Here is a 3,736-nt window from a genome sequence, read left to right as displayed (position 1 = left end):
CGCCCCAAGTGGCCATTGTCGGAAGCCGCAGGCCGACCCCTCAGGCTCGTCGATTGGCTCAGGAGATGGCCATGGATTTGTCTCGAAAGGGACTGGTGATTACCAGCGGCATGGCGCTGGGAATTGATGCAGCCGCTCATCAGGGAGCATTGGGCAGTTATGGCAGTACCATAGCGGTTCTGGGAACCGGGGTGGATGTGGTTTATCCAAGGAGTCATGGCGACCTTTATCAGGCTATAGCCATGCAGGGCGCAATTGTGAGTGAGTTTCCTCTGGGGACGACACCTAAACCCGGACATTTTCCAAGAAGAAATCGCATCATCAGTGGTTTGTCTGTCGGTGTTCTGGTGGTAGAAGCAGCGCTTAACAGCGGTTCATTGATTTCGGCCAGACTGGCTGCTGAGCAGGGACGAGAAGTGTTTGCTGTACCGGGTTCTGTTTTAAATCCTCTCAGTCGTGGTTGTCATAAGCTCATAAAGGAAGGAGCTGTTCTGGTTGAATCGGCTGAGGATATCCTGGTCGAGTTACAGAGCTATCTGAGAGCTTATGTGGTATCCACCTCTGAGCCAGAACCGATCAACTCTGATTTATCAGGGGTTCAGAGAGTCATTCTGGAAATTATGAGCGCTGAAGCCATCAGTGTGGATCTGATTTGCCAGATATCAGGGCTCTCGTTTGACGAAGTTTCTGTCATTCTGACTGAGATGGAGCTGGAGGGTTTTATTGAGTCGGTGCCTGGTGGTTATATCCGAGTGGGGTAATTATCTCACTTCCTCGCCAGCTCTTGCTTCATATCGGTCAATAATAGCCTCAACCTGCATGGGCTTTGCGGTATGTCGTAATTTCGGCAGGTCGTAAAGCAGGGGCATCCCTATGCGGGAGTGCGCCATTCCGCAAGCCATCGGGTTATAACTCGCCAATCCAAGCCGCACAGACAATGACATTCACTAATAATTTAAATCTTTCACTTCTGGTACGATATACCACAAACTTTCGTACAAGAAATGAAATATCTATGACGTTCGAAGAGTATTATCAGAAGCTTCCCATCAACAAGAAGAAGTTGAGTAATGTAAAGCAGACCATCTTGAAGCGTTTATGGGGACAAGATAGCAATCCATTTCCTAAGCCTTGGGTATCTTCCGCTGAACTGCTTGAACTGACAAGTCAGAAGTACTTTGATCGTCGAACCAGAGAGTTAAGAGATGCGTTGGGTTGTGACCTGGAATCTGCTTATCAGGAAGAATTTGAAGGCCATGCCTGGCGTTTTAGATCAGACACTCTGACTGCTCCACAAGCGCGAAAATATCTCACAAAAGCGCAAAAAGATCGTCTTTTTACTGAAGCTGAAAATACCTGTGCAACCTGCGCTACACAAACCGAAGCGGGTGTCAGAGGTTTACAAGCAGACCACAAAGTACCTCTTTCCCGCGGAGGAACTAATGATTTAGAAACTGGCAGCCTATGTGTAACAACTGCAATGTTGGGAAGAGGAGAGCTTGCGAAGGTTGCCACCTGAACTGTTAGACCTGTTCATGGGCTTTCCCTGAAAAACATGGTGTACCTTTTATTTTGAACCTCAGTGAGCCAGTACTGAAGGTTATTGACAGTATCAGCGAGACTAAATCCATCAGTCGAGAAGAGGCTATCAGAATAGCTGTAGAAGCTTATCGTGAAGAATTTCTGACCAGTAAGCCGACATGATTGGGTGGTATCGCTCATGCAAATGCTTGTTAATGATCAGCCTGCCCGTGCAGTGAGATCCTGATCCCTAAACATATCCATTGTTTCAAAGGCTCGATGTGATGACGCCAACTTACGAACCGGTGCTTTCTGCAGAAGTGCCTTCCTGATTTGTCTACCTACAGCCTCTGCAACAGGTGCGGGAAATGCATTGCCGACCTGTCGATAGGCATGGGTCTTTCCACCAAAAAACTCCCAATAGTCAGGAAAACCCTGAATTCTTGCAGCCATTCGAATATTCAGCAACGGCATCCCTTCGCAACCAGGCTGGATCGTTCCATCTCTTTTGAGAACGCCTATGAAACCTTCTCCTGGAATCTCATCATCATTTGCAACTCGGTGAGCATTTACACCAAGCTCTTGCCACTGTCGTTTGGCTCTGGTAGGCCCCAGATCGGGTCCTCCATGTTTTTTAGATCCACCTACAAGTGTCGGAGCTATTTTATCAGCCCTCTTTTTCCATTTATCAACGCCTTCCCAACCATTCGATGACATGAGATCACAAAGAGCTTCACCTACAGTTTTAGGTCGCGTATTCAGAGGTTGAGGCCAGTGAAAATGCTTAAAGTAATCAGGCTTCATTGCCACCAGGATAACTCTGGGTCTTAACTGGGGCACACCAAAATCACTGGCCTGATGCAGCTTCCAATCAGAGAGATAACCCATCTCAAAGAGCGTATTAGATATTTCATCTCGGTAATCTTTGAACTTATCTTCCAGAAGCCCTGGAACATTTTCCAGCATCACGGCTTTAGGTTGAACCTTCTGAAGAATCTCCAGCGCCGTGGGGAAAAGATCACGTTCATCATTGCTACCAAGCTGCATACCGGCTTTGCTGAATGGAGGGCATGGCACTCCCCCTGCAACCAGATCAATTTGCCCCTGGTAGTCTTCAGCTTCATGTTCTGCAAAGTGCTTTAGGTCACTCTCAATGATATTGTCCCACCCCAAGCCATGAGCCTGATTATTGAGGCGCAAAGTCTGACTGGCATGATGATCGATCTCAATGAGGGCTGCATGAGAAAAACCTGCCACGTGCAAACCTATGGCCTGACCGCCGGCACCAGCACACATTTCAATCGTTTTCATCAAAAAACCTGTTTAATGTTCAAAACGGCAATTATACCAAGTTCAACTGTATGAAAAAAATCACTCCAACTCGAGATAATTTTTCAGCGCCTTCACTCTACGCTGCCGCTGCCCTTTATCCTTGGTTCTGGAAGACATACTTTTGCTGTAGGCTTCGACATTTTCATTGTCAGAGTCTCGGGAGCGAAGTTTTGTATAGAATTCAGTAAGTTTTCCCTTAATGCAATGAGGTTTTATGCCTTCTCTTTCACAAAAGTCTGACAGACACCAGATGCCATAAAGATGTGAAACGCCTCCGACATTGAACTTTTGATACTCAATATCCAAAGATTTCATAAAGTCAGTAACAAGTGAAAACCTGGCTTTGATGTAACTCCAGTCTAGAGTTTCTTTACTGTACTTCTCATAAAGCTCATCCAATATATTCTGGTTCGCATGCAATGGCTTCCCCTCAATTTGCTGAAACATTATTTCCGAAATAAATTCGTAATGCTCCATCCTGGCGACATCTGTACCTTCCAGTCGCTCTCTCCAAAATGGGATTTCAGAAACCCTTTCGATAAGGTCAAGAAGCTGGCTTCCATGATACTTTGACCTTCTCAACTCTTGTCCCTTCAATGGCTCCCCGTTACGGTTTAGTCTGTCGAATATATTATCTATTACTTCTTTATCTGAAGTATCTATATATTCAATGGGAATAACATACCTCCAAAACCGTTTTTTATAATCAGTCAAATTCTTTTCATCTAAATCCCTAAAGTACACCCCGGCTATTTTTTCATCATGAAAAGGTGTGTTTTCAAACTCATCTGATGCCGGTATTTCATTTTTTAAAAACCGAACTATAGAGGTCAAACGCTGCTTGCCGTCGATGACATCATATTTTGTTTTACCTGTATCATCG

5 protein-coding genes are annotated in these 3,736 nt (G+C 45.5%); 2 read left to right on the top strand and 3 right to left on the bottom strand.

Features of this window, described 5'->3' with window-relative positions:
* Window positions 1-761 (top strand): DNA-processing protein DprA (dprA, locus tag KDK18_RS07590; RefSeq protein ID WP_257254291.1); only part of this gene is annotated, 761 nt, incomplete at its 5' end.
* On the opposite strand, the gene KDK18_RS07585 is transcribed toward dprA, so the two are convergent.
* A complete protein-coding gene (locus KDK18_RS07585) occupies window positions 762-890 on the bottom strand; it encodes a hypothetical protein (protein WP_257254290.1) in 129 nt (42 codons plus the stop codon).
* A gap of 47 nt (window positions 891-937) precedes the next feature.
* Between KDK18_RS07585 and KDK18_RS07580 the strand changes: the two genes are divergently transcribed.
* A complete protein-coding gene (locus tag KDK18_RS07580; RefSeq protein ID WP_257254289.1) occupies window positions 938-1,519 on the top strand; it encodes an HNH endonuclease in 582 nt (193 codons plus the stop codon).
* Between the two features lie 221 nt (window positions 1,520-1,740).
* Here KDK18_RS07580 and KDK18_RS07575 read toward each other — a convergent pair whose 3' ends face one another.
* Window positions 1,741-2,832 carry a DNA cytosine methyltransferase gene (locus KDK18_RS07575; RefSeq protein WP_257254288.1) on the bottom strand — a complete coding sequence of 364 codons (1,092 nt, stop codon included), beginning with the start codon at window positions 2,830-2,832 and terminating at the stop codon, window positions 1,741-1,743.
* 60 nt (window positions 2,833-2,892) lie between these two features.
* Window positions 2,893-3,736: DUF262 domain-containing protein (locus tag KDK18_RS07570; protein ID WP_257254287.1), on the bottom strand; the 844-nt coding region annotated here is incomplete at its 5' end.

The organism is Endozoicomonas sp. SESOKO3 (assembly GCF_024606255.1).
The sequence above is the reverse complement of the archived record's forward strand: the minus strand, read 5'-3'. Positions and strand labels throughout refer to the sequence as shown.